The sequence below is a fragment of the Lichenibacterium dinghuense genome, from assembly GCF_021730615.1.
Classification (GTDB): domain Bacteria; phylum Pseudomonadota; class Alphaproteobacteria; order Rhizobiales; family Beijerinckiaceae; genus Lichenihabitans; species Lichenihabitans dinghuensis.
In genome coordinates this window covers 2280667-2307611 of sequence record NZ_JAJLMN010000001.1, presented here as the reverse complement: position 1 = coordinate 2307611, position 26945 = coordinate 2280667, and the positions used below count along the sequence as shown (strand labels likewise).

Annotated in this window: 31 protein-coding genes, 4 pseudogenes and 1 other annotated feature; of the genes and pseudogenes, 11 read left to right on the top strand and 24 right to left on the bottom strand. The window is 68.1% G+C overall.

The window, feature by feature from the left end; translation table 11 throughout:
* Positions 1 to 24 precede the first annotated feature (24 nt).
* Positions 25 to 339, top strand: a complete 315-nt coding sequence (locus tag L7N97_RS11225; protein WP_255721646.1) for a transposase — start codon at positions 25 to 27, stop codon at positions 337 to 339.
* Positions 340 to 377: 38 nt separating this feature from the next.
* Here the strand turns inward: L7N97_RS11225 and L7N97_RS11220 are convergent.
* Positions 378 to 1622: pseudogene (locus L7N97_RS11220) on the bottom strand (IS3 family transposase).
* Positions 1225 to 1341 (bottom strand) — a sequence feature (AL1L pseudoknot). Its footprint overlaps the pseudogene before it by 117 nt.
* 149 nt (positions 1623 to 1771) lie before the next feature.
* Between L7N97_RS11220 and L7N97_RS11215 the strand changes: the two are divergent.
* A pseudogene (locus L7N97_RS11215) lies at positions 1772 to 2903 on the top strand (IS5 family transposase).
* A gap of 404 nt (positions 2904 to 3307) precedes the next feature.
* Here the strand turns inward: L7N97_RS11215 and L7N97_RS11210 are convergent.
* The 4 genes and pseudogenes from L7N97_RS11210 to L7N97_RS11200 form a co-directional block, all read right to left on the bottom strand.
* A complete protein-coding gene (locus tag L7N97_RS11210; protein ID WP_237478368.1) occupies positions 3308 to 3583 on the bottom strand; it encodes a hypothetical protein in 276 nt (91 codons plus the stop codon).
* Positions 3584 to 3850: 267 nt separating this feature from the next.
* A pseudogene (locus tag L7N97_RS30530) lies at positions 3851 to 4069 on the bottom strand (DUF6894 family protein); the annotation flags it as partial.
* Positions 4070 to 4189: 120 nt separating this feature from the next.
* A complete protein-coding gene (locus L7N97_RS11205) occupies positions 4190 to 4939 on the bottom strand; it encodes a Crp/Fnr family transcriptional regulator (protein ID WP_237478367.1) in 750 nt (249 codons plus the stop codon).
* Positions 4936 to 5181 (bottom strand): DUF6894 family protein, encoded by a 246-nt coding sequence (locus L7N97_RS11200; protein ID WP_237478366.1) that lies wholly within the window; start codon positions 5179 to 5181, stop codon positions 4936 to 4938. The genes L7N97_RS11205 and L7N97_RS11200 overlap by 4 nt, the downstream gene beginning before the upstream one ends.
* 258 nt (positions 5182 to 5439) lie before the next feature.
* Here L7N97_RS11200 and L7N97_RS11195 point away from each other — a divergent pair, with 258 nt between their 5' ends.
* A complete protein-coding gene (locus tag L7N97_RS11195) occupies positions 5440 to 5724 on the top strand; it encodes an SIR2 family NAD-dependent protein deacylase (RefSeq protein WP_237478365.1) in 285 nt (94 codons plus the stop codon).
* Positions 5725 to 5793: 69 nt separating this feature from the next.
* Here the strand turns inward: L7N97_RS11195 and L7N97_RS11190 are convergent, their stop codons facing one another.
* Both L7N97_RS11190 and L7N97_RS11185 read right to left on the bottom strand, forming a co-directional pair.
* Positions 5794 to 6609 carry a COG3904 family protein gene (locus L7N97_RS11190; protein WP_237478364.1) on the bottom strand — a complete coding sequence of 272 codons (816 nt, stop codon included), beginning with the start codon at positions 6607 to 6609 and terminating at the stop codon, positions 5794 to 5796.
* Positions 6610 to 6761: 152 nt separating this feature from the next.
* Positions 6762 to 7115, bottom strand: a complete 354-nt coding sequence (locus tag L7N97_RS11185) for a hypothetical protein (protein WP_237478363.1) — start codon at positions 7113 to 7115, stop codon at positions 6762 to 6764.
* 319 nt (positions 7116 to 7434) lie between these two features.
* On the opposite strand from L7N97_RS11185, the gene L7N97_RS11180 reads away from it, so the two are divergent.
* On the top strand, positions 7435 to 7803 hold the full coding sequence (locus tag L7N97_RS11180; protein WP_237478362.1) for a hypothetical protein: 369 nt from the start codon (positions 7435 to 7437) through the stop codon (positions 7801 to 7803).
* A 330-nt stretch (positions 7804 to 8133) separates the two neighbouring features.
* Here the strand turns inward: L7N97_RS11180 and L7N97_RS11175 are convergent, their stop codons facing one another.
* The 7 genes and pseudogenes from L7N97_RS11175 to L7N97_RS11145 all read right to left on the bottom strand — a co-directional run bounded on the left by L7N97_RS11175 (position 8134) and on the right by L7N97_RS11145 (position 12910).
* Positions 8134 to 8526: a hypothetical protein gene (locus L7N97_RS11175; RefSeq protein WP_237478361.1), complete on the bottom strand. Its 393-nt coding sequence runs from the start codon at positions 8524 to 8526 to the stop codon at positions 8134 to 8136.
* Positions 8527 to 8588: 62 nt separating this feature from the next.
* Positions 8589 to 8798, bottom strand: coding sequence for a hypothetical protein (locus L7N97_RS11170; RefSeq protein ID WP_237478360.1), 210 nt, complete (start codon positions 8796 to 8798; stop codon positions 8589 to 8591).
* A 108-nt stretch (positions 8799 to 8906) separates the two neighbouring features.
* Positions 8907 to 9377, bottom strand: a pseudogene (locus tag L7N97_RS11165) (Ros/MucR family transcriptional regulator); the annotation flags it as partial.
* Between the two features lie 119 nt (positions 9378 to 9496).
* Complete coding sequence (locus L7N97_RS11160) at positions 9497 to 9721, bottom strand: hypothetical protein (RefSeq protein WP_237478359.1); 225 nt, start codon at positions 9719 to 9721, stop codon at positions 9497 to 9499.
* A gap of 81 nt (positions 9722 to 9802) precedes the next feature.
* The gene (locus L7N97_RS11155; RefSeq protein WP_237478358.1) at positions 9803 to 10207 is read right to left on the bottom strand and encodes a hypothetical protein; all 405 of its coding nucleotides are present in this window, start codon (positions 10205 to 10207) and stop codon (positions 9803 to 9805) included.
* 477 nt (positions 10208 to 10684) lie between these two features.
* Positions 10685 to 11803: an acyltransferase family protein gene (locus L7N97_RS11150; RefSeq protein ID WP_237478357.1), complete on the bottom strand. Its 1119-nt coding sequence runs from the start codon at positions 11801 to 11803 to the stop codon at positions 10685 to 10687.
* Positions 11804 to 12229: 426 nt separating this feature from the next.
* The gene (locus L7N97_RS11145; protein WP_237478356.1) at positions 12230 to 12910 is read right to left on the bottom strand and encodes a hypothetical protein; all 681 of its coding nucleotides are present in this window, start codon (positions 12908 to 12910) and stop codon (positions 12230 to 12232) included.
* A gap of 357 nt (positions 12911 to 13267) precedes the next feature.
* Here L7N97_RS11145 and L7N97_RS11140 point away from each other — a divergent pair, with 357 nt between their 5' ends.
* Positions 13268 to 13477 (top strand): hypothetical protein, encoded by a 210-nt coding sequence (locus tag L7N97_RS11140; protein ID WP_237478355.1) that lies wholly within the window; start codon positions 13268 to 13270, stop codon positions 13475 to 13477.
* A gap of 198 nt (positions 13478 to 13675) precedes the next feature.
* Positions 13676 to 13924 carry a DUF6894 family protein gene (locus tag L7N97_RS11135; protein ID WP_237478354.1) on the top strand — a complete coding sequence of 83 codons (249 nt, stop codon included), beginning with the start codon at positions 13676 to 13678 and terminating at the stop codon, positions 13922 to 13924.
* Positions 13925 to 14024: 100 nt separating this feature from the next.
* Here the strand turns inward: L7N97_RS11135 and L7N97_RS11130 are convergent, their stop codons facing one another.
* From L7N97_RS11130 to L7N97_RS11120, 3 genes are all read right to left on the bottom strand, one after another.
* Positions 14025 to 15089, bottom strand: a complete 1065-nt coding sequence (locus L7N97_RS11130; protein WP_237482154.1) for an IS630 family transposase — start codon at positions 15087 to 15089, stop codon at positions 14025 to 14027.
* 290 nt (positions 15090 to 15379) lie between these two features.
* The gene (locus L7N97_RS11125) at positions 15380 to 15643 is read right to left on the bottom strand and encodes a hypothetical protein (protein ID WP_237478353.1); all 264 of its coding nucleotides are present in this window, start codon (positions 15641 to 15643) and stop codon (positions 15380 to 15382) included.
* A gap of 13 nt (positions 15644 to 15656) precedes the next feature.
* A complete protein-coding gene (locus L7N97_RS11120) occupies positions 15657 to 16451 on the bottom strand; it encodes a DNA/RNA non-specific endonuclease (protein ID WP_237478352.1) in 795 nt (264 codons plus the stop codon).
* 79 nt (positions 16452 to 16530) lie between these two features.
* On the opposite strand from L7N97_RS11120, the gene L7N97_RS30525 reads away from it, so the two are divergent.
* Positions 16531 to 16740, top strand: coding sequence for a YHYH domain-containing protein (locus L7N97_RS30525; protein WP_428980983.1), 210 nt, complete (start codon positions 16531 to 16533; stop codon positions 16738 to 16740).
* A gap of 25 nt (positions 16741 to 16765) precedes the next feature.
* Here the strand turns inward: L7N97_RS30525 and L7N97_RS11115 are convergent, their stop codons facing one another.
* From L7N97_RS11115 to L7N97_RS11090, 6 genes are all read right to left on the bottom strand, one after another.
* Positions 16766 to 17029 (bottom strand): hypothetical protein, encoded by a 264-nt coding sequence (locus L7N97_RS11115; RefSeq protein ID WP_237478351.1) that lies wholly within the window; start codon positions 17027 to 17029, stop codon positions 16766 to 16768.
* Positions 17030 to 17662: 633 nt separating this feature from the next.
* A complete protein-coding gene (locus L7N97_RS11110; protein ID WP_237478350.1) occupies positions 17663 to 18430 on the bottom strand; it encodes an ABC transporter permease in 768 nt (255 codons plus the stop codon).
* Positions 18427 to 19188 (bottom strand): ABC transporter permease, encoded by a 762-nt coding sequence (locus L7N97_RS11105; protein WP_237478349.1) that lies wholly within the window; start codon positions 19186 to 19188, stop codon positions 18427 to 18429. The genes L7N97_RS11110 and L7N97_RS11105 overlap by 4 nt, the downstream gene beginning before the upstream one ends.
* A gap of 4 nt (positions 19189 to 19192) precedes the next feature.
* The gene (locus L7N97_RS11100; RefSeq protein WP_428981056.1) at positions 19193 to 19978 is read right to left on the bottom strand and encodes an ABC transporter ATP-binding protein; all 786 of its coding nucleotides are present in this window, start codon (positions 19976 to 19978) and stop codon (positions 19193 to 19195) included.
* Positions 19979 to 20058: 80 nt separating this feature from the next.
* Entirely contained in the window at positions 20059 to 20775 is a 717-nt protein-coding gene (locus tag L7N97_RS11095) for a GntR family transcriptional regulator (RefSeq protein ID WP_237478347.1), read from the bottom strand.
* Complete coding sequence (locus L7N97_RS11090) at positions 20772 to 21725, bottom strand: ABC transporter substrate-binding protein (protein WP_237478346.1); 954 nt, start codon at positions 21723 to 21725, stop codon at positions 20772 to 20774. The genes L7N97_RS11095 and L7N97_RS11090 overlap by 4 nt, the downstream gene beginning before the upstream one ends.
* 92 nt (positions 21726 to 21817) lie before the next feature.
* Here L7N97_RS11090 and L7N97_RS11085 point away from each other — a divergent pair, with 92 nt between their 5' ends.
* Positions 21818 to 22801, top strand: a complete 984-nt coding sequence (locus L7N97_RS11085; RefSeq protein ID WP_237478345.1) for a fumarylacetoacetate hydrolase family protein — start codon at positions 21818 to 21820, stop codon at positions 22799 to 22801.
* Between the two features lie 26 nt (positions 22802 to 22827).
* Positions 22828 to 23607 (top strand): cyclase family protein, encoded by a 780-nt coding sequence (locus tag L7N97_RS11080; protein WP_237478344.1) that lies wholly within the window; start codon positions 22828 to 22830, stop codon positions 23605 to 23607.
* A gap of 139 nt (positions 23608 to 23746) precedes the next feature.
* Here the strand turns inward: L7N97_RS11080 and L7N97_RS11075 are convergent, their stop codons facing one another.
* The gene (locus L7N97_RS11075) at positions 23747 to 24523 is read right to left on the bottom strand and encodes an alpha/beta fold hydrolase (RefSeq protein WP_237478343.1); all 777 of its coding nucleotides are present in this window, start codon (positions 24521 to 24523) and stop codon (positions 23747 to 23749) included.
* 120 nt (positions 24524 to 24643) lie between these two features.
* Here L7N97_RS11075 and L7N97_RS11070 point away from each other — a divergent pair, with 120 nt between their 5' ends.
* Positions 24644 to 25300, top strand: coding sequence for a GntR family transcriptional regulator (locus tag L7N97_RS11070; RefSeq protein ID WP_237478342.1), 657 nt, complete (start codon positions 24644 to 24646; stop codon positions 25298 to 25300).
* Positions 25301 to 25357: 57 nt separating this feature from the next.
* Complete coding sequence (locus L7N97_RS11065) at positions 25358 to 26887, top strand: aldehyde dehydrogenase (RefSeq protein WP_237478341.1); 1530 nt, start codon at positions 25358 to 25360, stop codon at positions 26885 to 26887.
* The last annotated feature ends 58 nt before the right edge of the window (positions 26888 to 26945 follow it).

Below are 26945 nucleotides of genomic sequence, written 5' to 3'. Positions count from 1 at the left end.
GGCGAGCGAGCGGGCAGGATCACCATGTGGACCGACGAGCAACGAAAAACCTACAAGCGCCTGGGTGGCGGCTTTCCGAGCGATGTCACGGATGCGGAGTGGGCCGTGCTGGGGCCGCTGATCCCGGATGCCACTCCGGGTGGCAGGCCCCGCAAGACCGACATGCGGTCGGCGATGAACGCGCTCCTGTTTCTGCTGCGAACCGGCTGCCCGTGGCGCTATCTGCCGCGGGATGGCTTTCCTCCGCGTTCGACGGTGTACAACATCTTCCGCAAGTTTCAGGCTGACGGCACGTGGCATGCGATCTGGGACCAGCTTTACCCGATGCTGCGGCATTGAACCGCGCCGGGTTTCTCGGAGGCTGGTTGGCTTGGACGTTACGCCGCCATCGGGGTGGCCTCAAGCGCGGCGTAGAAGGCTGCTTCGGCTTCGGCCGGCGGGACGTTGCCGATCGGCTCGAGCAGCCGGCGGTGATTGTACCAGTCGATCCACTCAAGCGTGGCGTATTCGACGGCCTCGAACGACCGCCATGGCCCCCGCCGGTGGATCACCTCGGCCTTGAACAGGCCGTTGATGGTTTCAGCGAGGGCGTTGTCGTAACTGTCTCCTATGCTGCCGACCGACGGTTCGATGCCGGCTTCGGCAAGTCGTTCTGTGTATTTGATACTGACGTACTGTACTCCTCGATCAGAGTGGTGGATGAGCCCGCCGACAGGTCGGCGCTCGTGCAGGGCCTGCTCCAGCGCATCCAGCACGAAGCTGGTCTGGGCTGAGCGCGAAGCTCGCCAGCCAACAATGCGGCGGGCGAACACGTCGATGACAAAAGCCACATAGACGAACCCGGACCAGGTCGCCACATACGTGAAGTCGGACACCCACAGCGCGTTGGGACGAGGTGCCTTGAACTGCCGGTTCACCCCCTCATCCTGAGCTCGTCGAAGGATCGAGCGGGCAAGCCGCCGAGGGATCCGGCACTGTGGTGCGGGCCTTTCTTCCCCGCACGACCCCTTGCAGCCCCAAGACACGCATCAGGCGCGCCACCGTGCAGCGGGCGACATGGATGCCCTCGCGGCCGAGCTGCCGCCAGATCTTCCGCACGCCGTAGACGCCGAAGTTCTCCTCGAACATGCGGCGGATCTCGACCATCAGCGCCGCATCGCTCCGGGCGCGGGCCGACCGCTTGGCGGGGTCAGCCTGCCGAGCGGCATGCGCGTAGTACGTCGACGGGGCGATCGGCAGCACCTTGCAGATCGGCAGGGCCCCGTGAGCATCCCGGTGCTCGTCGATGAAGGCTTTCATGTCCGTGAGCGGCGGTCGAGCTCCGCCATGGCAAAATAGGCGCTCGCTTTGCGCAGGATCTCGTTCGCCTGACGCAGCTCGCGGACTTCGCGCTCCAGCGCTTTGATGCGCTCGCGTTCGTCCGATGCAGGGCCGAGCCTCGCACCTTTGCTGTTCTCGGTTTCCTCGATCCAGTTGCGCAGGGTTTCCCCCAAACAGCCAATCTTGGACGCGATCGACCGGATGGCCGCGTGCCGCGAGCTATGCTCGCCCTGGTGCTCCTGCACCATCCGGACCGCACGCTCGCGGACCTCGGGGGAAAAGGGGGGTGTGCGCTTCGTCATGGCTCCACTCTCGCAAGATCAGGAGCCTCCGGGAAACCCGGCGCGGTTCACATACGGACACCCCCCGATTTCTAGCAGGCCGCTGAAAAAGGCTTCGGGGTCTGGCCAGTTCGTGATTCACTCCGCCTTGCTCATGGGGGGAGTATCGAGTGCGCGGACAGGACAGCCGGAGCGGCTCGCTGTTTTCCTACGTGGACCTGGAGCAGCGGGTCCGTTCGGATCATCCCCTGCGTACGATCCGGGCTTTGGTGAACGAAGCTCTGGCGTCGCTCGACGGGCGCTTCGGCGAGATCTACTCGGAGATCGGCCGTCCCTCGATCCCGCCCGAGCAGCTGCTGCGGGCGATGCTGCTGCAGGTCTTCTATTCGGTGCGGTCCGAGCGCCAGCTGATGGAGCAGCTCGACTTCAACCTTCTGTTCCGCTGGTTCGTGGGCTTGGGCATCGACGATCCCGTGTGGGACGCCTCGACCTTCTCCAAGAACCGCGACCGCCTGCTCGACGGCAGCGTGGCGGCGGCGTTCCTGAGTGCGGTGCTGGCCATCCCGCGGGTGAAGCGGCTGCTGTCGCAGGACCACTTCAGCGTGGACGGCACGCTGATCCAGGCCTGGGCCTCGATGAAGAGCTTCAGGCCCAGGCACGGCGACACGCCGCCGAACCCGCCCGCTTCTGCCGAGCCGCCCGCGGGCGGGCGCGGTGGACGCGGTGGACGCAATGCCGAGGCGGACTTCCACGGGGAGCGCCTGAGCAACGACACGCATCGGAGCGTCACGGATCCCGAGGCGCGGCTTTACCGCAAGGGACGGGGCCGGGAAGCCGGCTGTGCTTCATGGGGCATGCGCTGATGGAGAACCGCCATGGGCTGATCGTGGACGGCTGCGTGACCGAGGCCAACGGCCACGCCGAGCGCACCGCGGCCCTCGCCATGATCGAGAAACGCGCCGATCGGCCGGGCCGCATCACGCTCGGGGCCGACAAGGGTATGACGCCGAGGACTTCGTCAACGAGCTGCGGAGCATGAACGTCACGCCGCACATCGCCCGCAACACGGCCAAGCGCCGCTCGGCCGTCGACGGGCGCACGACGCGTCACCCCGGCTACGCCGTGAGCCAGCGCATCCGCAAGCGCATCGAGGAGGGGTTCGGCTGGGGCAAGGAGTTCGGGCTGCTGCGCCGCATCCGGATGCGCGGCCGCGAGCGGGTCGACATGGCCTTCGCCGTCTCGGCCGCGGCCTGCAACCTCATACGCCTGCCAAAGCTGCTGGCCGAACCAGCGGTGGCGTGAGGTGGCGTGACATGGGGCCCTGTCCCGTCGCGACGAGCGCCAGCCCCGTCGCGGCGGCAAAGGAGCGGACAGCAAAAAGACCGACCCTCACGCTTTCCATCGTCCACCCGCCAAAAACGACGCCGGATGAAGCTCAGGGGCTGAACGTCGACCTTTTTCAGCGACCTGCTAGGCACACGGCCTCTTGCTCGTCGCCGAGCTTGCGAAACAGCTCGTACATCGTTTCGCGCTGGGGCGAGACCGACCCAGGCCACATCAGTGCATTCTCCGCCGAGCCATGCTCCAAAGCACGACTTCGCAGAGACGGACGAGTTGATAGCGTGCCTCCTGGCGGGTGAGGATGCGGGCGGGCTGCGATGCCGGGGGCGTTTGTGGTTCCCGAATTGGTGGAAGCTTGCCGGACGTCACGCCTCGACGGTCCGGGCCGACAAGGCCATCTCCCCTGCTGACCGAGCGGCTTGCGTCGTCGAGTAGATCGCCAAGCCCTTGTCGAGCACTACGGCGCCGAAGCGGCGGATCTCCCACCCGTAGCCGCGAATGGGATCGTCATCGCGAACCACAAAGACTTCCGGAGTGCCTTTCGGCAGTGCCGTTTCCTGCTTGCGTCGTCTCGCTTCGATGGCGAGCGCCCTAGCGGCAGGGGTGAAATGGCGCCTTGAGGCGGGCTTTTGAGAAGGCATGAAACGCTTCCAGAAAGGATAACCGTGTCAAATCCTTCACATGGCTGAACCAACCCACTCTTGACATAGATTAAGTCGATACTCAACGAACGTAAATTTAGTTTTTCATCCTTGTAAATTGAAACATGATATAAATAACTCAGAGTTGCGGCTTGATCGCATTGAGCTCATACGGAATGCGCGCTGTTATCACAGATCAATCCACCTCCTGCCTGTTCGCTTTATTCTGAGGTGATGTCGATCACGACAGCTCGCCCTCAAACAGGGTCAGCGGGGTCTCGATGGTCGGCAGGATGCGTTGCCACGCACGCTCAAGCTCCGCGTCCGGCTCTCGCGCGATCTCGACGGCGCATCTCGCGCCGCTCCCCCATCGATCCCGATCACCACGACGGTGCACAGGAGCCGGCCGCCGTCGTCCGTCACCTCGACGCGGAGGTCCCGCCCGTCCCAGACATCGTTGGGGCGCTCCTGCATCGTGGCACCGGCAGATCGGTCCCCTCGGTGTCGGGGCTGAACCCGCCGTCCGTGCGGTGGAAGAAGTAGCGGGGCATGGCATGTCTCCGATCAGATGGATCGTCCAGCGCGCGTCGAGAAGACGGTGAGCGCTCAGCCGGGCTCCGTCGTGGGCGTGCGCGGCGTCTCCGCCGCCAAGCCGTGGAGGTGGATGGTGTCGAACATGGCGGTCTCGCGCAGCCCCCCGTGATCGCGGACCACCAGGTGCCGGTTATGCAGTTCGATGAGGCCGTCGTTGCGCATCTCCTGCAGGCTCCGGTTGACGTGGACGGTCGACAGGCCCGTGATGTCGGCGAGGTCGGCCTGCGTGAGCGGCCAATCGCAGTCCGTCCCGTTCGACCAACCCACGGCGGCGAGGCGCGCCAGCACCTCGCAGAAGAGGTGCGCGATGCGCTCCTTCGCGTTGCGCCGGCCGAGGCTGACGATCTTCTCGCGCTGCAGGTCCAACTCCACCAGCGTCTGCCACCAGAGCGCCTCGGCGATGTGGGGCCTGTCCGCCGTCAGTTCGCGGATGCTCCTGGCCGGCACCTTCGCCACCGTGCACGGCGTGAGCGCGCCGATGGCATAGTCCACCGCGTCGAGGAGGAACACGTAGGGGTCGCACATGTCGCCGGGCAGGAACAGGGAGACGATCTGGCGTCGTCCATCCGGCAGCGTCTTGTAGCGGCACGCCCAGCCATCCAGCAGGATGTGGACCGATCGCGGATCGTCGCCGGGCCGGACGAAGTGTTCGTGCGGGGCGAGGAATGTCGCGCGCCCGATGAGAGCCTCGATCCTGCGCCGGTCCTCGGTCGACAGCAGTGCGAAGTGTTCGAGCTTGCGGATGAACGGGCTGGCGATCATCCGACCCTCGCCGCCGGCGCATCGATCCCGAGCACCGTGACGGTGAAGAGGAGGAGGCCGTCGCCGTCCGTGACCTCGATCCTGAAATCCGTCTCGTCCCAGGCGTATTGGGGCCGGTCCCGAAGCCTCTCGGCCGCGAAACAGGTGGCCTCGATGCGGGCGGCCCTGAGATCGGGGAGGTCCAAACCCTCGTCGTCGGGCGGGTAGCCGTCTCCGGCATGGTTGAAGAAGTAGCGGGGCATTGCCGCGGCTCCGCCTGTTGTGGGGAAGAGCGCACGCCTCTCTCAGCCGTCGGCACCCTGAACACCTCCGACGGTGTGGAGGACGTATCAGAGGGTGCGAGGATCGGCCTTCACATGGGATGGGTGGCCCGACAATTGTTCGAGTCCGCGTCGTCGTAGACACGAGACGCGCCATGGCGAGCGATCGTTCGCCTCTGCAGGGCTTCGCTCCAGCGCCACGCCGTAGGTTTGAGGACCGACCTCCCCGGAACCTGCCCCGTGCCGATCCTCGCCTGCCACGGCGGCCCCTACCCCTTCGACGCGCCCGAGTTCTTGGCCTCGATCCGCCTCGACCGCGCTGGCAACCGGTGCGAGCACTGCGGGCGGCCGCACGGGCGCGAGGTCCTGTGCTTCGGCGAGGACCTATGGTGGGACGAGGACGCGCTCGCCTGGCTGCCGAGCGACACTTCGCCCACTGGCTCTGGCACAGCCGCCCCTCCCACGCGCTCGACAACCGGACGCCCCTCAGCCTCGTCCAGCAAGGGCTCGGGCACGCCAGCGTAGCGCTCACCTCGAAGTATTTGCACGCCCGACCGAGCGGCGGGGCGGGGGCGCCACTTCGGGGTGTGACTGCTATTCGGCAGCGTCGCTCGGCGGGTCTGACGAGAACCGCATGAGATCCTGCTGCGTCATGGGCCGCGAATACCCCGGCCATGCGGGCATGGCCTTCGGAACGGGCTTCACTTTGGCGCGCTTCTGCGGCTCCGGCCTTCCCCCAGCGAGATCAAGCGGATTCGTCGGCCTGTCAGATGGCACGTTGACGGATACGCGGGGAACCTCGGACGCTTTTAGTTCACCATCGATCCGGACCTCGCGAACCCGGAGTTCCTTCGGAGGCAGCGTCTCGAATGACAGGCCGGCGCTGTTGATAGTGTCGTGCGACGTGATCCAGGCCATGCCCTCAGGCCGCTCGGCCGTGGCCAGGACGACGGTGCTGTCGCTGTACCCCATGCGGGCGAGGTAGGCTCCGACCAAGCCGTTGCCGGCGCCCGTCATCGTGAGCGTCTTGCCGTCGTTGCCATAAATTCCATGGAACCCGACGCGGGCGCCCTCTGGCAGAATGCGATGGATGCCGGCTAGCCAGATGTCCCCGCACGCCGAGGCGCAGAGTTCGCCAGGCATGACGACCGTGGCCAAACCACCCCGCCGAATGGTGTCACCGATGCGCAGAGCAGGAAGGATCAGTCCGCCGGGGCTGTTGAGGATGACAACTTGAACCGACGGGTTCGCGGCCCAAACCTGATCAAGCTGGTACTGGTCGCCCTCGACGATCGGGCCTTCGATCAAAAGGGCAGGGCGATTGTCCGGCGTCACGGTCGCGGTGATGGTGGCGGCGCCTGCCGGCCAGACTGCGGCCAGGAAGGCGAGAGCGGCGGCGGTGGCGCGCATGGGCGGGGTCTCGGCGGGACGGGCCAAGGTAGGCCGGCATCGCCTCAACGATCAAGCGAGATCAGCTTCTCGGACACGCGTCGGACGGCTCCCGGCAGACCCGCGACCTCGGCAGGGCGGAGCTGGCACATCTTGAGTTGTCCCCATGCCCATCAGCAGGTCGCCGGCATCAGCCACAGCGGGATCGGTGACCCTGTCCTCCCGTGGGCAGATGGCGCTCGGCTGCGCGGGGGAGCGCGCACCACGACGACCTTCGACGCGGCGGGCGTCGTCTCACCATCGGAAGCCTCGAACTCTCGTCCCACCTCGCTGGCGCGCAGCTGCTCACCCTCGGCCCACTCCTCCTGCTTCAGGGCGAAGCCGAGCAAGCCGTCCAGGCGGTCGCGCTCTTGTTTCAACACGGCGACGCGCGCTTGCAATCTATCGACCTCGGCCAGCGCGTCGGCCAGCTTCTTGCGCTCTCGCTCCTGGTATGCCGCCTGCCGTTTCGCACCGCTCATCGCCATGTTCGCCTCCGTCACTGACGGGACGATCAGGCCTGCGCCAGCAAGCGGCAACGGCAACCACGAGCGGCAGCGTTACACATTCCGCGTCACCCCTCCCGAGGCGGGATGGCTTGCCCTCAAGGACGCGCACGCTGCTCTGCTACGCGCCGCCGGCACCGAGCAGTTCATGCTTGATCGCTTGGTGCTCGACGACGACATGTCGACGTGGAGCGAGTGCGCGGGGCACTCGGGAGGGTGGCCGACCTTTAATGTGCTCGTGCGAAACTAAGCTCGACGTCACTCAATTTCCCGATTGCGATAATCGCTTCGGGAGAGTTCGATGAGATCGATGGTTGTCATGTCCGCGTGCAGCTTGGCCCTTCTCGCCAGCGTGTCCGGAGCTGGGGCGCAGTCGGCCGACAAGGGGCCCGTGGTCCAGAACAGCCAAGCCATGGAGGCGGCGGACCAAGCCAGCATGATGAAGGCGCCGATTCGGCAGCAGATCCAAGATCAGATGACCAAGGCCGGCTACACCGATGTGACCGTCACTCCATCATCCTTCTACGTTCACGCCAAGGATAAGAAAGGCGATCCGGTTGCCATGGTGATCGGACCCGACTCGGTCACGGAGGTGACGGAGTTGGCGCTGCCGAAATCGGCGAGCGGCGCCGAGCCGGGCGGCGGCTCCATGTCGAAGACCAAGCCCTGACGACGACAGGCCGTTCATAAGGAGTTGAACGGCCGATTGCGCGTTGCGCCGGCGCTTGAGTTCGGTCCGAAATAGAGGCGTCGGACGGACCGTTTACAGTCCGTTGAGTGACGTTCGGGATGCTGTGGACATGTCACCCCAGATGCTCCCTCTCGCTCAGTCCGCCGACGCCCTGATAGACAAGGCGAGGCGGTGTCGCCGTCTGTCCCGGCACACCACGGACAGGCGTGCGGAGGAAGCGCTCACGGCGATGGCCGCTGAGTGTGAGGCACGGGCAGCGGAGCTGATAGCTGTCGTGCGGAGGGCGGTGGCGTAAGTTTGCGCCTGCCGTCAGGGCTTCAGCTGCATGGTCTGGACGGCGATCATCACCGGGTGAAGGTCAGCCTGCTTTGTGACAGGGTCGACGACGTCAAACGCCACATTATCCTGTCCAATGAACCCAGCTGCTGGCCGATAGGTAATTTGGCGAGCCGGTGCCGTCACCACCGGGCAGTTATCGACGTGCTTGGTCGACAGCGTGACGCTCTGCAGCAACATGACGCCGTGCGATGGCGGGCGGGCTATGCGGATTTCGGGCGCTGCGCCGGTCGAGCAGTCCTTGTGCACCACTGCGAACACGCCGAGGCGGACGTCCTTGCCGGGATCGGTGCTGATGACCTGAGGAGCCGCCGCCCCAGCCGGCGAGGCGACAACCAGGGCGGCGAGGGCGAATGCGAGGCGCATGGGCGAGATCCGGCGCGCCACGGCGGCGCGTGCACGAGGCTACCGCCGGCCCAGCCCGCTTGTCACGACCGCGCGGCGACGCGGCGCGCCTGGTGCCGGTCGGCTGCCATCAGCGCCACGAAATCGGCCGCCTCGGCGCGCGTGAGGCGCAGCTCCAGCGGCGTGCCCATCCTGGTGCGCAGCGTCACCATAAGCCTGTCCGTACCCTCGATCGGAGCGGCCGAGACGAGTTCGACGTCGAGCACGAGGCGGGGCAGGTCGGCGTCGAGCATGGCATTCCCCGGAGTGGGCGTCTTCGAGGATGCACTGCCGGTTGTTTCGCACGCGTCTGCGTCTGAGCTAAAATGTTTCACGTCTCGCCGACACGCGCCGCGGACGTCTCACGCCGTCTTCTTCGCCCTACCCCTCTTCGGCACCGGCGCGGCGGCTTCGGGCTCCGGCTGGGGCGCGGGGGCGGGCTCAGGGTCCGACATCGACTGCACCGACTTTCGACCCAGCCCCATCCCCTTGGCCAGCGCCGATCGTGCCTTGGCGTAGGCGGGCGCTACCATCGGGTAGTCGGACGGCAAGCCCCACTTGGCGCGGTAGTCCGCCGGCGTCATGCCGAGCCCGGCCAGGTAGCGCTTCATCGCCTTCAGCTTGCGGCCGTCCTCGAGGCTGACGATGTATTCGTCCGTGACGGACTTCTTGATCGGCACGGCCGGCACGAGCGGGGCGGCCGGTGCCTCGACGGGCTCGGGCTTGCCGAGCGACGCCAGCGTGTCGTGCACGGCGCGGAGCAGGTTGGGCAGTTCGCCCACCGGAACGGAGTTGTGCGCCACATAGGCGCCGACGATCTCGGCCGCCTGTTCGGTGAAGTTCTATTCCATCCGCTGTTCCTGCCCTCGGGTCGACGGCACGGCGCCGCCGTTGGGCAGAAAATGCGTCGGACGAAGCTGACGTGCAATGAAGGAGGAGGCTGACCGAGCAACTATTGCTTCAGCTTCGCGCGGTCCTGTTTGCCGGGATTGCACTCCCGGTTCGTGCCTCTGACGTAGAACTTGCCGTCCGGCGACGGATCGGTGCCCCCTCCGCATCCCGGCATGCCGTTCGACAGACCATTACCGCCGTCTGCTCCGTTGTGCTTCGGCAGGCGTTCAGCTGCCCCAGCCGTTGAGGCGATCGCCAGAGCGACGATGATGAGGGTGAGACGCATAGGGCAAGTTCCGGTGGCGTGCGCAATCAGGCGCTGGGCTGCGTAGGAGCGAGTTAGGGCGGCGCTGGGGATGGTGTCTTATCAGGGCACGACATCGACGTGCACGGTATAGTGCGACGTCCCGCTGTTCGTGTGCCCGGTCTTCTGGCTCATAGTTTCGCCGGTCCGCTCGAAAACAAACTGATCTGACCCTGTATAGCCGCGTTGCGACACATATTCGATACGATGCGGTTCCGGGATTATTACGGTTCCGTGTTGCGCTTGCTGATCTAATGTCGTGCCAGTCGTTCCACCGATATTACGCGACATACCTCGGCCGCCCGTTCTCATCGTGATGCCGCAGCGCTGCCCTGACTTGACGGTCATGTGCGCATCGGTGTCGGCGCCGAACACTGTCGAGAACGGGTCGACGTGGCAACCAGCGGCGAATGCCGGTGATCCAGAGACAGCCAGCATGGCCACGAAGCCGAAGGAGCGGAGCGACATGGGAACACTCTGATTTGAAGCAGCCTGTGTCTATTCTGAGATGGAGCTAAGCAGTTTTGCAAGCCTCCCCGCTCCAGCCCCGCGCCGTAGCCCTGGGAGTCGCCATTCCGAGCCCGCCCCGTGCTCATCCCCGCCCGCACCGCTGGCTCTGCCCGATCAACTGGCGCGAGCTGCGGCATTCGATCCGCCTCGGCCGTACCGGTCGCCGGTGCGATCGCTGCGGCCGGTCGCACGGTCAGGATATGCTGCAGCCCGACGACGGCTTGTAGTGGGACGAGGATCTGAAGGCTGTTCTGAACCAGGGAGGGTGGCCCCACCGGAGCCGTCTGCAGATGAACGGCAGGAGACTCGCGACGAGCGTGGCTCAGCCACGGCCGGGCGAGTCGACGCTCTCAGGGCCGGGAATGGCCCAGCGCCTTCGGGGTTGCGCTGCGACGGCCGGTCAGTTCGTCCGACCTTCGTTCGTACGGCCCCGCTCTACTCGGCCGCACGCCCGGCCAAGGCCGAGGCCAGCGGAGGCCGCGCCGACGACCTGCCTCTCAGGAACCGGAGAACCGGCTTCTCGACCCACAGGTGGACGCCGACTGCGACGAGGACGGAGGCCGACAGCATGGCCAGGAAGACGAGCCCATCGGGGACGGACTTCAAGATCGGAAGGCCGAAGAGCCTGATCGTCACCGACCCGACCGTCGTATGGAACAGGTACAGGACATAGGAGCACCCGCCCAGGATCCTGATCTGATCCTGGCAGGGAAGCGCCCGGCGTCTGTCGAAGCCCGTCGCACCGAAGATGACGATCGCGGAGGCTGCGAGGTAGAGGAGCGGGCTGGCGATCCCGCCCAAAGGCAGCTGTGTCGGGGAATAGTCGGACCGCCCGAGGTACCATTCCGCCGCGAGGCATGCGGCGAAGAAGGCGAGACCGGCGAGCGCGATCGTTCCGGGGCGGGACGGTCTCCAGCGGTCGGCCGCCCAGGCCGTGGCGATGCCGAGGCCGAACCCGATGTTGTAGATGTAGAAGAAGGGCATGAGGGCCTGCGGAAGCGTGCCGGAACAGGCTGTGCCGACGATCAGCACCGCCCCTTGCCAGGCGACCAACACCGCCGTTCCGATCCGCAGGTTCCAGATCGCGACCGCGAAGAGGGCGTAGAAGACCACTTCGTGCCGAAGCGTCCAGGATTGCTGTATGATCCCATCCCCGTCGGTGGGGAGCAGCAGGCCGTCGAGCACGAGGTCGGCCGCGTCGATCACACGGTGGCCGCCGAGGCCCAGAGGCGCGAGGAACCCGATGAGAAGCGGGATCCAGATGATCCAGAACACGGGATAGATCCGCGTGAAGCGCTTGACGGCGAAGGAGCCGAGCGTGCCCTTCCGCCCCAAATCCCCCCGATGGATGAAGAAGATGATGAACCCGCTGAGGACGAAGAAGAATTCGACCCCTGCGTGACCGCCCCTGAACGCCATGCCGAAGACCGGCACGCCGCGGAGGTTCACGAAAGCGAAGGAGAAATGGAAGCACGCCACCAGGACGGCGGCGACGAAGCGGCCGGCCTCGAGGCTGAGGAGGCGATGCCGCGTGTCTTCCCGAGAGGAACGCAAGTGGGGAGCCTCCGCCTGTGTGGGATGCTCGGAGCGGTCCGCCGCCGGGTTGAGGCGAACACGCCGGCGTCGGCCGCCCAAGCCTCCTGCCGGCATCCATCATAGGATCATCCTGGTCGAGAGGACCGGCGAGACACGTCCCGTCTTCCGACAGAGTTAATCTCCGCATCACGGGACAGGGGAACGGGCCGGACGCGAGCGACGGTTCCGGCGGCCGACGAGCTTGGGGCTGTTGTGAACTGGCGGCTACGTGGTCCGCCGCATGTGCGAGCGCGACCGCGCGAAGTGAGGCAGAGTCGGCGATGAGGATGGCACTGAGCCGGCGCCGTGCGGGCGCCGAGCCGCAACTGCTGCGACGCCGACGGCGACCATCACCTTCCGACAGGGATCGTTGCCGGACGTGTCCTCGCACGCCTTAACACGGTCTCACACCGTCGGCGGCTCTCCCGCTTTCAGCAGTCGAGGCCCTGGCGAAGCGCCTGGCATAGTCGGACGCGTGTCGACGCCCAGGCTCGCCGCGCGCTTCTGGCGGACGTCGGGCCACAGCGGCACGACGTGCATCTTCCGCCCGCCGCAGCGGGGGCAGACCAGCCGCAGCGATCGGCACAGGTCCAGAAACACCTCGTCGTCGGACACCCCGAGCCCATCGAGCGGCAGCGTCACCGTGTGGTGGCAGGTGTGGCCCTGCCACAGGCTGAGGCACTTGGCCGAGATGCCGATGCATCCCTGCCGGCGCACTTGGCCGAGCGTCGGCGGCGGCCCGTCGGGGCCGAGGCGCTTGCGCTTAGTGCCTTCCGACGGTCCTGTGCGAGATTCCCCGGCCCGAGCCGGCGCATCGGCTGGCAGCGGCTCGGCCGGCGGCACGACGTAGCGGATCCCGCAGCGAGCCTCGTACTGGCGCGGTTTCTCGCCGGGCTTCATCAGGGTGCAATCCGCCGCAATGAGTTCCAGGAGGCGGGCGAGCGGCACCGCGGCGCCGTAGCGCTCGGCGAGGCGCGCGAGCCGGTAACGCCCGAGGCGCGGGCACAGCGAGCATTCGACGTCGACCAGCACCAGCGGCCAGTCGACGAGGTGGCGGGGGCGCTTCGCCGCTGTCCCGAGGTTCATGGCCGCGTCTGTTTGATTACGTTACGAAATCAAATAGGGGACACGGCAGGATGGCAAGGGGTGAGATAGCCTCCCCTATCGACCGGCCACCTCTCCCGCGACAAGGCCGCGATCCGCGCCGAGCTGGAACGGCTGGCGCGGGCCCGGCGCGTCGTCACCTACGGCGAGGCCGCATCCCTGGTGGGACGCTCGGCAGCGGCGCTGATGCCTGTCCTCGCCGCGATCCGGGCCGAGGACGCGAGGCGGGGTCGGCCCGACCTGACGTGCCTCGTGGTGGCGGAGCAGGAGGGGTGTTGAAGGCGTGGGCTGTTGCGCTCATCGGTTGAAGGAGTAGCTTCCTTTGCCGGAGACTTCGCCATGCCCGACAAGCCCACCCCCGAATTCTACGACGTCATGCGGGTCGGAGAGGAAACTTACGCCGTGGTCTACGACGGCACGGACACTGTCGTCGTGCTCGACGGCGTTCCTCAGGTCGGCTTCGACATCCAGGATGCATACGATGTGGCGGAGAGCCTTGAGGCCATCAGGCACATCATGCCGAGTCGAGTCACGCGGACGGTCAACTGACCCTCACGGCGCCCGCCCCGCATTCGTCACATCGATCACCCTGTAGGGCACCCCTCCCGGCGACGCACAGCCGGAGAGGAGCAAGAGAAGGATGAGGGCGACGTAGCGCATGGGCCTGAAAACCAAAGTGCCGCACTCGGCTTCAGCTTGAACCGCGTTCGGCGTCCTCCATCCTCGTTGTAGCGATGGAGGATTGCAATGCTGCGGTTCTACTTCGATTTGTACGACGATTTATCGTCCATACCCGACGAACACGGCGAGGTCTTCGCGACGCTGGGCGAGGCCAGAGAGCAGGCCGTGGCCATCGTGCTCGACGTTTTGTCCGAAGCTCATGCCTTCCGACCTGCTCGGCACGGCTGTCGCATCCGAGGGGAGCACGGAGAGGCCTTCTGCGATGTCCGCGTGACCCTCGAGGTCATCGCTCAGCAGCCAAGCCCTGCCGCGTGACCGCGGCCCGGCCGGAGGCGCCCCGCCGGACCGCGGGCTCCGCACGGCGGCACCGCGCTCGGCTGTCAATCTTGTCACCATTCGGCGCCGCGCTATACATCTACGACGCGACGACCCGAGAATCCTTTGGGTCTCGGATGCGGAAGTTATCGGTGATTCGGGATGAGAAGCGACTGAAGTGCTTCGGGACCGTTTCCTTGAGGAATGTCAGGATCGCCTCCGCGAAGTCCTTGAATGTGGCATAGTACCGGTTGTGGGTGATGTTCTGGTGCATCACGCCCCAGAGCCGCTCGATCGGGTTGAGGTGAGGGCAGTAACTCGGGATGAAGTGAAGCACGATGCGCCGTCCCGGTTGCCTCATCCAATCCTGAACAGCACGGGCATGATGATAGCGGGCGTTGTCCAGATAGACATGGATCCGACGCATCGTCGTGTAGGCGTTCTCGATGGAGGTCAGAAGCTCGATCGTGCTTTGCGCATCGACCGAAAGCACTTCCTTCATCCGCGTCGCGCCGGTCTCCAGGTCGATCACACCATGGATGTTCATGCGATCACGGCCCGACGCCGCAGGAACCGCGACGTCGGCGCCACGCGGCATCCACACGCCCGCCGGTCGCGTCTGATGGGTCGGGTGAACGGCATCGCCGTAGACGATCGCTTCGTCGGCCCCAAGGCCGTTGCGGAGCCGCTCATGCTGCTCGATGAACGCTTCCTGCGCCGCAAGGTCGAGATGCGAGGGCACAAGGTCAGGCTTGCGCCAGACAAAATCCAGCGCCGCCATCAGCTTGATCAAACCGGATCGCGTGTACGACATGCCATACGTCGTCCGGATGTGATGACCGATCGCGCGTGTCGACGCCGGAAGCGCCTCCGTGGCCCAGGCTTTCAGGGCCGTGAGCTGCTCCACCGTCAAGGCGCGGTGCCCGCCCGCCAAGTCGAAGCGCGCCAGAGCCGGTACGCCGCCCTCGCGATAAACCTTGAACCAGCTCCGGATCGTGTCGTCGTCCAGGAGGAGAGCCTCCGAAACCTGCTCGCAACTCCAGCCCTTGTCCAACAAAAGGATCGCGTTGGCGCGCCGGGCGACCCGATGCTCCTCAAGCCCATCCCGCGCGATGCCCGTCAGCCGCGCACGATCGTCCTTGCTCAGGAAATGGCGCTTGATCATCGACACAAAACCGAATCGAAAGCGACCCCGCCGTCAACCCCGCATCCTCACGGAATCGGGCTATACAACTCTCGGATGCCCGACGCGCCCGCTCTCCGCGAGATCCTGAATGACCTCCGGGCTCTCGCTGATCGAGCTCAGAATGCCGGCTCCCCGAAGCTCCGAGCATTCATCGGCACGCTGATCCCGGTGGCACAGGCGGAGGCCGAAGCTGCGGAGCGGGGAGCTCCGGCTCGGCGGCCCGAGCAGGTAGCGCGGCGATTCGGGGAGGGGTGAGCTGAAGTCCGCCGCTACGCGAACGGGTTTTTCTTTTGCGTCACCGACGCCGCCTTCGGGACAGCCGCCCGCGCCGGTAGGTTCTTCTCGGCTTCCAGGGCAGTGATGACGCCGTCGAGCGTGGCCCGCAGCGCCCTGGCGTGGTCCAGCCCCTGGCTGTCGCGGGCGAGATCGAGGGAGCCTGACAGGCTGACGCGGTCGGTGCCGTTCTCGACCGTGAGGCCGCCGATCGTCAGCGCGCCTGCGTCGTCGGCGAAGGGTTTGAAGGCGTCGGCCATGGCGCTGCTCTCCTCAGTAGCGGCCGCGGGTCGGCGGCGGCAGGTCCGGCGCCGCGGCCTTGACGCCGGCGGGGAGTGCCGGAAACGGGTCGACGCCGGTCAGCTTCGTCAACTCGTCGATCGAGACACGCCGGTAGTCCCACCCCGGCCTGTTGTCGGCCACATAGGCGCCAGCTTGGTTCGGGACGGGGTCGTAGACGGCCTTCCAGATCCCGGTCGGGACATAGACGCGGTCCTGCAGCACGGCGATGTCGGCACCTTGGTAGAGCGGGCCCGTCACCACGTAGACCTCGCCGTCCGTCACGGCCGTATTCCGGGTCGCCTCCTCGATGGCCGACCACAGGCCCGCGTTGTTGGCGTGGTTCTGCGGGACCATGTTGGCCAGGCTGAAGCTGTCACCCTGGCTCGCCGCGTCGCCCATGTCGCCGTTCGGGGCCATGTGGCCTCGGTCGTAGCCGCTCCGGCGGTAGTCGCTCAGCTCGCTGCGGACGTCGACGGGCAGCCTTGGCTCGGGATGGAATGTGTCCACCCGCACCATGCCCCGCGCCGCCTCGATCCGGGCCGCCGTGAGGTGCTCGGCCGAGTAGACCGGCGTGCGAGTCACGCCGGAGAACAATGTGGCGAAGCCGGCGAGGCAGAGCGGATAGGTGCTGACGGCGACCTTGGGGTTCACCACACGCGGCGGGCGGCCGCCCACGAAGTCCTCCGGGCAGGCTGTGGCGGACGCTGCCGGCGCGGCGGGGCGGGGCTTCGGCACCCGGGGGTGCGCGCAGTGGAGGTGGAACGCGCAGAGCAGGGCGTCGAGCATAGGCAGATAGTCGCGCGGCGACCGGCTGACGGCAAGGCGACACAATGCTACTCCGGGTTAGAGTTGCCCGGAGTTCCGTATGCGCTTTCCCTGCCTCATCACCATCTCAATGCTGGTGCTCGCGTTACTGCTAATCACGGCCGACGCTCATCCGGGAGCGCTGGACGCCAACGGGTGTCACCGGGTCCGCAAGACTGGGCGTAGAATCTGCCACGCGGGCCACATCAGGCCCGGAGAGCATCGCCGGTACGTCGGCTTCGATGGAGCGGTGCGGCATTACAGCCATTGAGCCACTGCGGCGAGGGTTCAATCGATCAAGGCGCCGACGGACCGCTGTCATAGAGCACTTGGTCACCCTCAATCCCCATCTCCGTCCCGACCGACACGGCCGCGAGCATCTCCTCGACAACCTTTGCCAGCCGCGCCTTCTCGGCGGCGAGTTTGGTCAGGGCTTCGTGGCAGACCTCCAGCACCGGCGTGCTGGCGTGGTCGGCCCATTCCGCCATGGTGCGGCAGGTCGGGTCGGAGCGCCCGAGTTCGCGCAGCAGCTTGATGATGTCGGAGGCCTCGATTGTCACAATGGGGCGCCAATCAGGGGACGCCGTGCAGGCCCACGAGCCAGTCCTGGATACGGATGCCCCGGCCCGGCGCCGGCTCGCCGCCGTCTTCCCATGTGCCCGCGAGTAGGCGCTGGCCGTGGCGCGAGATCTCGCGCGGACGAGGGAAGCGGTGGATCGTCGCGGCTCGCCGGCTGATCCAGCTCTATCGCTTGCTGACTTTATGCTGACACGAGCCGGGAGTGGCCCAGTATTGCGTCATCTAAGTAATTGAAAACGTTGGTGGGGTGCGCAGTCGCGACAAACCTCGTCTCCGGTATCCTGCATTCCCTGCCACGCGGGAAACAGCAGGGAAAACGCGCCACCAGAGCCATCCTGGGCACGAGAGCGCGGTCGATAACCGTTCCGCGGCAGCAGGTTAGGATGCCATTTCCCTGCTTGGCGGATCAGGGAAGCTTTTCGATCGATCAGGGAATGATCTGCTGCGATCAGGGAGCGACCGCAGGCGCTCAGGTCACCCCGTATGCGGAGCACCCTTTGCCGGTATTCGGTGGTGCGACGCCGATCAGCCCGACGTCCCCGACACGATCCTGTCGTGCGTGGGTCGAAGGCAGTTTCTCAGAGCGACATCGGGATCTCGCTTGAGACCATCCTTCATGGGGACGACCTCCAGGCCAGGACGCGCCTCTCCAGAGCGGCGAGCAGCGCCGAGCTGCCGTAGCCGACCGCGCCGAGGACGATCACGCCGGCATAAAGATCGGGCGCTCTGAAGGAGCGGGCCGACAGCAGGATCCAGTTACCCAGGCCCTCGCGCGCGGCCAGCATCTCGCAGACTACGGCCAGGATCAGCGCGACCGTGAGCCCGAGCCGCATGCCGGCGAGGATGTCCGGGCCGGCGGAGGGGAGGGCGATGCGGGCGACGGTGGCCGCCCGGGACAGCTGCAGGGCGCGGGCCACCTCGTAGAGGCGGGGTTCGACCGAGGCGAAGCCGTGCACGGTCGCGAGCAGCACCGGCCAGAGCGAGCCGAAGGCGACGACGGCGAGCACCATCCCGTCCGACAGTCCGAGCACCGCGATCGCGACGGGGATCAGGGCCGAGGCGGGCAGGGGGCGCAGGAACTCCAGCAGGGGCCCGAGATAGGCCCGAAGGCGGGGCGAGGTGCCGATCACTGCCCCGAGGGCGACGCCGACCGCGGAGGCGAGGATCCAGCCCAGCACCATGCGCTCGACCGTGCCGAGGAGGTTGGCGGTGAGCGTGCCCCGCTCGAAGCCGCGCAGCAGCGCCGCCCAGGCGCGGTCCGGCCCGGGCAGAAACACGGGCGAGATGAGGCGATGGTCGGCGACCGCCTGCCAGAGTCCCACGAAGCCCGCCGCGACGATCAGGCTCGCGAGCAGCCACAGGGCGCGCCGGAGCGCCCTCACGGCCGCGCCCCCGCGGCGGCCGGCCCGAGCAGTCGCCCCTGCGCGACGCCGAGCGCCGCATTGAGGGCGAAGCCGATGAGGCCGATCCAGAGCAGGTAGGCCAGCATCAGGGCCGGCTGGAGCGCCTGCTCGGCCACCATGATGGCGTTGCCGAGGCCGCGGGGATCGGCGGCGATCTCGACCGTGACGGCCACCACCAGGGCGACGCCGACCGCGACCCGGAGCGCAACGAGGAGGCGGGGCAGGGCGGCGGGCAGCACGATCTTGACCACGCGCGCCCCGAAGGACAGGCCCAGCGCTCGCGCGACTTCCAGCAACTGCGGCTCGACGCCCGCGACGGCGGCGCGGGCCAGAATCAGGATCGGCCAAACGCAGGAGAAGGCCACAATGGCGATCTCCATGCCGGGGCCGAAGCCGAGCACCAGCAGGGCTATGGGGATCAGCGCGATCGACGGGATGGGACGGACGGCCTCGACCGTGACTTCGAGCAGCCGGTCGGCGGGGCGGCTGAGGCCGAGGAGGATGCCGAGTGCGAGGCCGACCGCACCCCCGACCACCAGGCCGAGCGCCGCGCCGTACAGCGTCTGCCCCGTGGCGGCCAGCATCGACCCATCGCGCAGCGCGCCGATGAGCGCGAACAGGACCGCGCTCGGCGGCGCCAAGGCGTCGCTGCGGAGGCCCGTCGCCCTCAGGGCCACCTCGGCGGCGAGGAGGAGCGCGGCCGGCACGGCGAGGCCCTTCAGCACGGCGTCCGGCATGGCGTCATCCTTCAGCTTGGTGGATGAAGTCGAACAGCGCGCGGCGGAGCCGCAGGAACTCCGGATGCTCCCGCGTCGCGAGTTGGTCGCGGGGCCGTGGCAGGTCGACGTCGAGCGTCAGCCCGACGCGGCCCGGGTGGGGCAGGAGGCCGATCACGCGGTCCCCGAGGTAGACGGCCTCCTCGAGGTCGTGGGTCACGAAGAACACCGTCGCGCCCGTGTCGGCGACGATGGACAGCATCTCGTCTTGCAGGCCCTGGCGCGTCATCGCGTCGAGCGCGCCGAAGGGCTCGTCCATCAGCAGGACGCCCGGCTCCTGGGCGAGGCAGCGCGCGATCTGCAGGCGCTGCTGCATGCCGCCCGACATCTGCGACGGATATTTGTCGCCCTGGCCGGCGAGGCCGACCCTGGTCAGCAGCGCGTCGATGCGGCCGGCCCGCTCCGCCCGCGGCACGCCGCCGGCTTCGAGCGCCAGGGCGACGTTGCCGGCGGCCGTGCGCCAGGGCAGGAGGGCGCGCCCGTAGTCCTGGAACACGATGGCGATGTCGCGGCGCGGCGCCGTGACCGGCCTGCCGCGGTAGAGGATGCTGCCGGCGCTCGCCCGGACGAGGCCGGCCGCGAGCCGCAGCGCCGTGGTCTTGCCGCAGCCGGACGGGCCGACGACCGACACCACCTCGCCCCGCCGGATCGTCAGGTCGAGCCCGGCGATGATGGTTCGGCCTTGGAGGTCGAGGCGGACGCCCGAGAAGGCGATCAACGGTTCGGGACCGGCGCCGCTCGGGGCACCCACGGCGGCGGGTGCTGCGAAGCCTGGAGCCCGCCCCTCGTCGATCGCCCGCGCATCCGCGGTGGCAGTCCGCGAAGAGATCCTCACGCCGCGCCCTCCGCGCCTTCGCCGTAGACGGTCGCCAGCGTCTGATCGAGGTGGCGTGCGAGGCCCTCCTGCGCGGCCTCGGCCTGCCGCGCGAGCACGAGTTCGGCGAGCGCCTCGTGCGTCTGGAGGAAGCGCTCCGGCGCCCCGAGGCGGTTCATCATCACCCGCCGGTACCGGTAGGCCTGCGCGTAAAGGTCGTCGTGGAGGGCGAGCAGCCGCGCCGAGCCGCAGCCGGCCAGGAGGGCGCGGTGGAACTGCCTGTGGCAGCGGTCGAACTCCTCCGACCCTTCCGCCATCCCCTCCGGGGCGCGCTCCAGGCAGAGCCGCAGGCGGTGGAGCGCCGCCACGATGCCGACCTCCCAGGCGTCGCCACCGCGAGCCATGGACGTGGCCAGCGCCTCGGTCTCGACGAGGACGCGCACGCGCGTAATGTCCTCGAGATCGGCGCGGCTCACGTCGGCGACGCGGAAGCCTCGCTGCCCGACGGCGGTGACGATGCCGCGCGCGACCAGCCGTGACAGCCCCTCGCGCACCGGCGTCGTGCCGATCGCGTAGGCGCCCGAGAGCGCGTGCACGCCGAGGCGGAGCCCCGGGGCCAGCGCGCCCGACAGGATGTCGCGTTCGATCAGCGACGCCGCGCGCTCGCCAAGCGTCTCCTCTGCGCGCGCTTCCCGCGCTCGGCCGACCTCGCCCGTAGATGCGGTGGCGGTCACGGGACGAGCAGCGCCTTCACATCTAGGCTGCCCTGCAGCATGTCCTGCTTCTTCATCGTATCCACCCACCAGGCGAGGCCCGGCTCGGTGAGGACCGGGTCCGACACCGAAACCTTCATGGTCCTGACGAGGTCGAGCGGCAGCTTGGTGAAGCGCGACAGGGCGGCGCGCGCCCGGTCGGGGTCGGCGTTGACGGCACTCGCGGCCTCGGCGATCGCCGCCCGGAAGTCGGCGACGGTCTTCGGGTTGGCCTCGGCCCAGGCCCGCGTCGCCGCATAGAGGATCTGCGGCTCCTTCGGCGGCACATCGGCCAGGAACTCGGCCGCCACCGTGCCGGTGCCGGCCCTGACGATCCGCCCCAGCACCGGCTCCGCCGTGACGACGGCGTCGACGGATCCCGACTTCAGCACGTCGTTCATCGTCGGGAACGTCACCTCGACGAAGGACACCTTGGCGGGGTCGACGCCGTGCCCGATGAGCCAGCGCCGGAACAGCACGTCGAGGAAGGCGCCGATGCCCGGCACCCCGACCTTCTTGCCGACGAAGTCCTGCGCGCTCTTCACGGTCTCGCCGGCCCGAACCACGGTGGCGGCCGTGTCGGCGGTCGCGGGCGAGGTGGAGGAGGCGCCCGCCACGCCCACGAGGTCGAGCCCGCCGTCGACCGCCTGCAGGAACACGGAGGGCGTCGGTCCACCGATCTGCAGCGAGCCCGACATCAGGGCCGCCGGAATGTTCGAGTTGAGGCCGATCAGGGTCAGGGTGGCATCGAGGCCGTGGCGGGCGAAGATGCCGTCCTCGACGCCGAGGGCCGCCGAAGCGCAGTCGGTGGTCGCCGTGCAGCCGATCGCGAGCGGCGTGCCGGCACGCGCCGCGATGCCGCCGGAGAAGGGACCGCCGGCGAGGAGCGCGAGGAGCGCGAGCAGCCCGGCCGGGCCCAGATGCTTGGCCATGTCGTCCTCCCTCCGGCGAGCCCTTGACAGCGAGCCCTTCCGCGTTTCTGCATAGAAGCGCAAAATATATATATTCGCAAGGGAGGACGGGGATGACGAAGCTGGCGACCTATCGCCGGGGCGGCGAGATCCGTATCGGGATCGTGCACGGGCCGGACGACCGCCTGTTCGACCTCGCCGCCGCGGCCGGGCGGGCCGGGGACGGCGCACACCCGTTCGGATCGATGCTGGACCTCATCGACGCCGGCCCGGCAGGCCTCGACCGGGCGCGGCGCCTGTTCGACGATCGGGGGCGGGACGAGGACCTATCGGCGGAGCTCCGCGACGTCGAGCTCCTGGCGCCCGTGCCGGAGCCGCGCCAGATGCGCGACGGCATGAGCTTCGAGACGCACATCCGCCAGTCCGGGCGCGGGGCGATGCACCTCGCCGCGGGGGACGACGCGGAGGCCCGCGCACGGATCGATGCCGAGCCGCTGCCGCCGCTGGCCGACGTGTACCGGCAGATGCCGATCTACTACATCACCAACCGGCTCATCGTGCGGGGACCGAACACCACCGTGCGCTGGCCGCGCTACAGCCGCGTGATGGACTACGAGCTGGAGTTCGGGATCTTCCTCAGCCGGACGGGCACGGACATCTCCGCCTCCGCGGCGCGGGACCACGTCTTCGGCTACACGATCTTCAACGACTTCTCGGCCCGCGACCAGCAGATGCGCGAGATGGCCGGCCGCCTCGGTCCCGCGAAGGGCAAGAGCTTCGACGGCGCCAACGTGCTCGGCCCCTGGATCGTCACGCCCGACGAGATCGGCGATCCCTACGACCTCGCCATGACGGCGCGAGTCAACGGCGAGACCCGCTGCACCAACCGCACGCGCGACATGCTGTTCTCCTTCGAGGAGATCATCGCCCACATGTCGCGGGACGAGACGCTGTTCGCCGGCGAGTTCATCGGCTCGGGCACGGTGGGGAATGGCTGCGGCCTGGAGACGGGCCGCTTCCTCGAACACGGCGACGAGATCGAACTGGAGGTCGAACGGATCGGCGTCCTCAGGAACAGGGTCGAGCGCCAGAACTGAAGCCGGAGCTGAAGGGAGAACACGCCATGGCCCGCAGGATCATCGACCTCTCGGTCCCGCTCGCGAACGACATCCCGGCGGATCCGCCGATCCAGAAGCCCTCGATCGAGTACATCGACCACAGGGCCTCGCTGCCCGGCCTGCTCGGCTTCTTCCCGGGCCTGAAAGGAGAGGATCTGCCCGACGGCGCCGGCTGGGCGGTGGAGCGCGTCGCCATCTCGACCCACAACGGCACCCATCTCGACGCGCCCTGGCATTACCACCCGACCATGAACCGGGGGGAGAGATCCATGACGATCGACGAGGTCCCGCTAGACTGGTGCCTGCAGCCCGGGGTCAAACTCGACTTCCGGCACTTCCCGGACGGCTACGTCGCCACCCCGGCGGACGTTGAGGCAGAACTCAAACGCATCGGCCACGCGCTCAGCCCGCTGGAGATCGTCGTCGTCAACACCGCGGCGGGCCTGCGTTTCGGGCAGGACGACTACGTCGCGAGCGGCTGCGGCATGGGCTACGACGCGACCATGTACCTCCTCGACCGCGGCGTGCGGGTGACGGGCACCGACGGATGGAGCTGGGATGCGCCCTTCGTGCACACGGCGAAGAAGTATGCCGAGACGGGCGACGCCTCCCTGATCTGGGAAGGGCACAAGGCCGGGCGCCACACCGGCTACTGCCACATCGAGAAGCTGCACAACCTGGAACAGCTGCCGGCGACGGGCTTCACGGTGAGCTGCCTGCCGGTGAAGATCGAGCGGGCCTCCGCCGGCTGGTGCCGGGCCGTCGCCATCATGGACGCGGACTGATCCGCGATCAGGCTGAACAAGCCGGATCGCGGATCGGAAGACCGCGCGGCGCTTCCCGCGAAGCCCGTCCTCGCATCGCGAAGCGGTCGAACCGGGACGGCATGACGCGCCCGACTGGACGGCTCTCGCCGGGCCTCGTTCATTGCCCCGCCAGGAAGGGTTCGACCGCGGCGAGGAAAGCCGCCGGGTCCTGAAGCTGGGGCACGTGGGCACAGCCGTCGAGCACGGCGAGTCGGGCATCCGGCAGCAGGGCGGCGAGTTCCTGGGACATGGCCGGCGGCGTCGCCTCGTCCTGCCCGCCGACCAGCACGAGCACCGGGACGCGAACCTGCCCGGCTTCCGCCCTGAGGTCGAGCGTCGCCAGAGCATGGCAGGCCGCGACGAGCACGTCCGGAGCGGTTCGGAGAAAGGCGGCGCGCCGCCCCGCCATCAGGTCCGGATGCGTGTCCTGAAACTCGGGCGCGAAGAGGCGGCGCATGGCGACATCGGCGATCTTCGCCGGCCCTCCCGCCTCGACGCCGGCCGCCATGGCGCGGAAGGCCTGACGTCCGGGTTCGGAGAAGCACGCCCCGCAGTCGGCCAGCACGAGGCCGCGCACGAGGCCGGGATGCCGGATGGCCATCTGCAGCGCCACGAACCCGCCGTAGCCGTTCCCCAGCACGACGGGAGTTTCGCCGCCCCGGTCCCGCAGCGCGTCGGCCATGCGGTCGGCGACGGCGGCCAGGCCGCCCGGAACGGGTGATGACGCCCCGAAGCCGGGCAGCTCGGGCAGGTGGACGGCGAACCGCTCGGACAAAGGTCCGCGCACGGCGGCGAAGCTGTCCCGATCCGCGAGGAGCGAGTGGAACAGCCAGAGCGGCGGCCCCTCGCCACTGAGCGAAACCGACACCGTGCCCCGCGCAAAAACCTCGTCCATTCCGCTCTCCTGATCGACAGGGAACCCCCGCTGCCAGCGACGATAGGCTGGAAGCGCACGATGCGGAAGTCGTGCATTTCACTTGACGTGATATTTCAGCAATGCCATTTTGCATCCTGTATGAACGACAAGCCATCCTCCCTCCGCGACAACGTCTACGCCGCCATCCGGTCCGAGATCCTTCTCTGCCGCCTAGCGCCGGGGGAGGACATGCGGGAGGCCGACCTCGCAGCGCGCTTCGAGGTCAGCCGCCAGCCGGTCCGCGAGGCGCTTCTGCGGCTCGAACAGGAGCGGCTCGTCACGGTGCTCCCGCGGCAGGGTTACCGGGTCAACGCCGTGTCAGTTTCGGACGCCCGCGACCTCCTGCGCTTTCGCCAGGCGCTGGAGCCGGCCTGCGTCGCCGAAGCCTGTGAGGCTGCCTCGGCGGAGACACTCGACGGGCTCGACGCCTTCCGCAGCTTCGCGGATGACAGCGAGCACGACGCCTTCATCGCCTATAACCGCGACTTCCACGCCGCCCTCGCCGCCGCGAGCGGGAACCGCCGCATGGCCCGTGCGGCGCGCGAACTCATCGAGCAATCGGACCGGCTGACCCGGGCGAGCCTGTCCGGCATCCGGGGCCGCGACCCCGCGCAACTCGTCGCCGAGCACGTCGCCATCATCGACGCCGTACAGGCGCGGGACGCCCGTACCGCTGCGCGCTTGGTGCGGGACCACGTCGCCAAGGCAGAAAAACGGATCCTGGCGGCGCTGTCGCGCGCCGCCATCGTGAACTGACGTGACCCGCGTCCCGCGCACCCGCCGGACGCTCGAACGACAATAAGGGAGGACAGCATGAACGCGCTCGACAAGGCGGCCGGACGGGTCGAGGAGCACGGCAACTTCGTGGACGGTGCCGAGATCGAAGCCGGCACGGGCGAGATGATCGACGTCCGCAATCCGGCGACTGGCGTGGTTATCGCCCGGATCCCGAACAGCGGCCCGGACGACGTCGACCGCGCCATGAAGAGCGCACGGGCCGCCTTCGAGGGTCGCGAGTGGGGCGGGATGGACATCCGCGCCCGCGCCCGCCTGGTGAACCGCATGGCTGACGCCTTCGAGGCCAACCTCGACGCGCTCTACCGGCTGGAAACGCTCAACAACGGCCGGCCCGTCAATGAGACGCGCGCCCAGCTCGCGCGCCTGCCCGACTTCTTCCGCTACTTCGCCGGCCTCGCCCTCGCGCGCCGCGACAGCGTCATCCCGGTCGAGGGACCGTACCTGAACTACACGCTGCGCAAGCCCATCGGCGTCGTCGCGAACTGCACGCCCTTCAACCATCCGCTGATGATCATGTGCAAGTCGCTGGCCGCCGTGCTGGCGACAGGCTGTACCACCGTGGTGAAGCCGTCCGAGTACACGCCCCTGACAACGCTCAAGCTCGCGGAGATCTTCAGCGAGGCGGGTCTGCCGAAGGGCGTGTTCAACGTGGTGCTGGGGCTCGGGCCCACCACGGGCAAGCACCTGGCCGAGCACCCCGACATCAACAAGCTCGTGCTGACCGGTGGCACCGAGGCGGGGCGCATCGCCGGCGCTGCGGCGGCGCGCGTCTTCGCCCACCAGACGATGGAACTCGGCGGCAAGACCCCGGTCATGGTCTTCGACGACTTCGACGTCGACCAGGCGGTGAACTACGCGGCCTTCGGCGCCTTCATCGGGGCGGGCCAGACCTGCGTCTGCGCGAGCCGCCACATCGTCCAGGCCTCGGTCTACGACGAGTTCGTGGAGAAGCTCGCGGCCAAGGCCAAGTCGATCCGCATCGGCGACCCCTTCGACCCCTCGACCCAGCTCGGCCCCGTCATCTCGGGCAGGCAGCGCGACCGCGTGCTGAGCTACGCGGGCTACGGCAACGGCGAGGGCGCGCGACTGGTGGCCGGCGGCATCGCCGCGACCGTGCCGGGCCACGAGGGCGGCTACTTCGTCGAGCCCACCGTCTTCGCCGACGTGTCGGCGAACATGCGCATCTTCCAGGAGGAGGTGTTCGGCCCCTTCACCTCAGTCACACGCTTCGAGACCGAGGAGGAGGCGCTGCGCCTCGCCAACGACTCGCCCTTCGGCCTTGCCGCGGCGGTCAGGACGCGCGACGTCGCCCGCGCCCACCGCGTCGCCGGGGCGGTCAAGGCCGGCATCGTGTGGATCAACGACCACCATCGCCTCGACCCCGCGTCCCCGTGGGGCGGCGTCGGCGACAGCGGCATCGGCAGGGAGTTCGGCACCGAAAGCTTCGACGACCACTTCGAGGTCAAGAGCGTGATGCTCGGCACCGCCGACCGCCGCGACTTCGACTGGTACCGCGACACGGCGGGCCAGGGGCGCCTCAACTGACATCTGGAGGCGCGGGGAAGGACCTCCTCGCGCCGCCCGGCACCCCAACCGGAGAGCC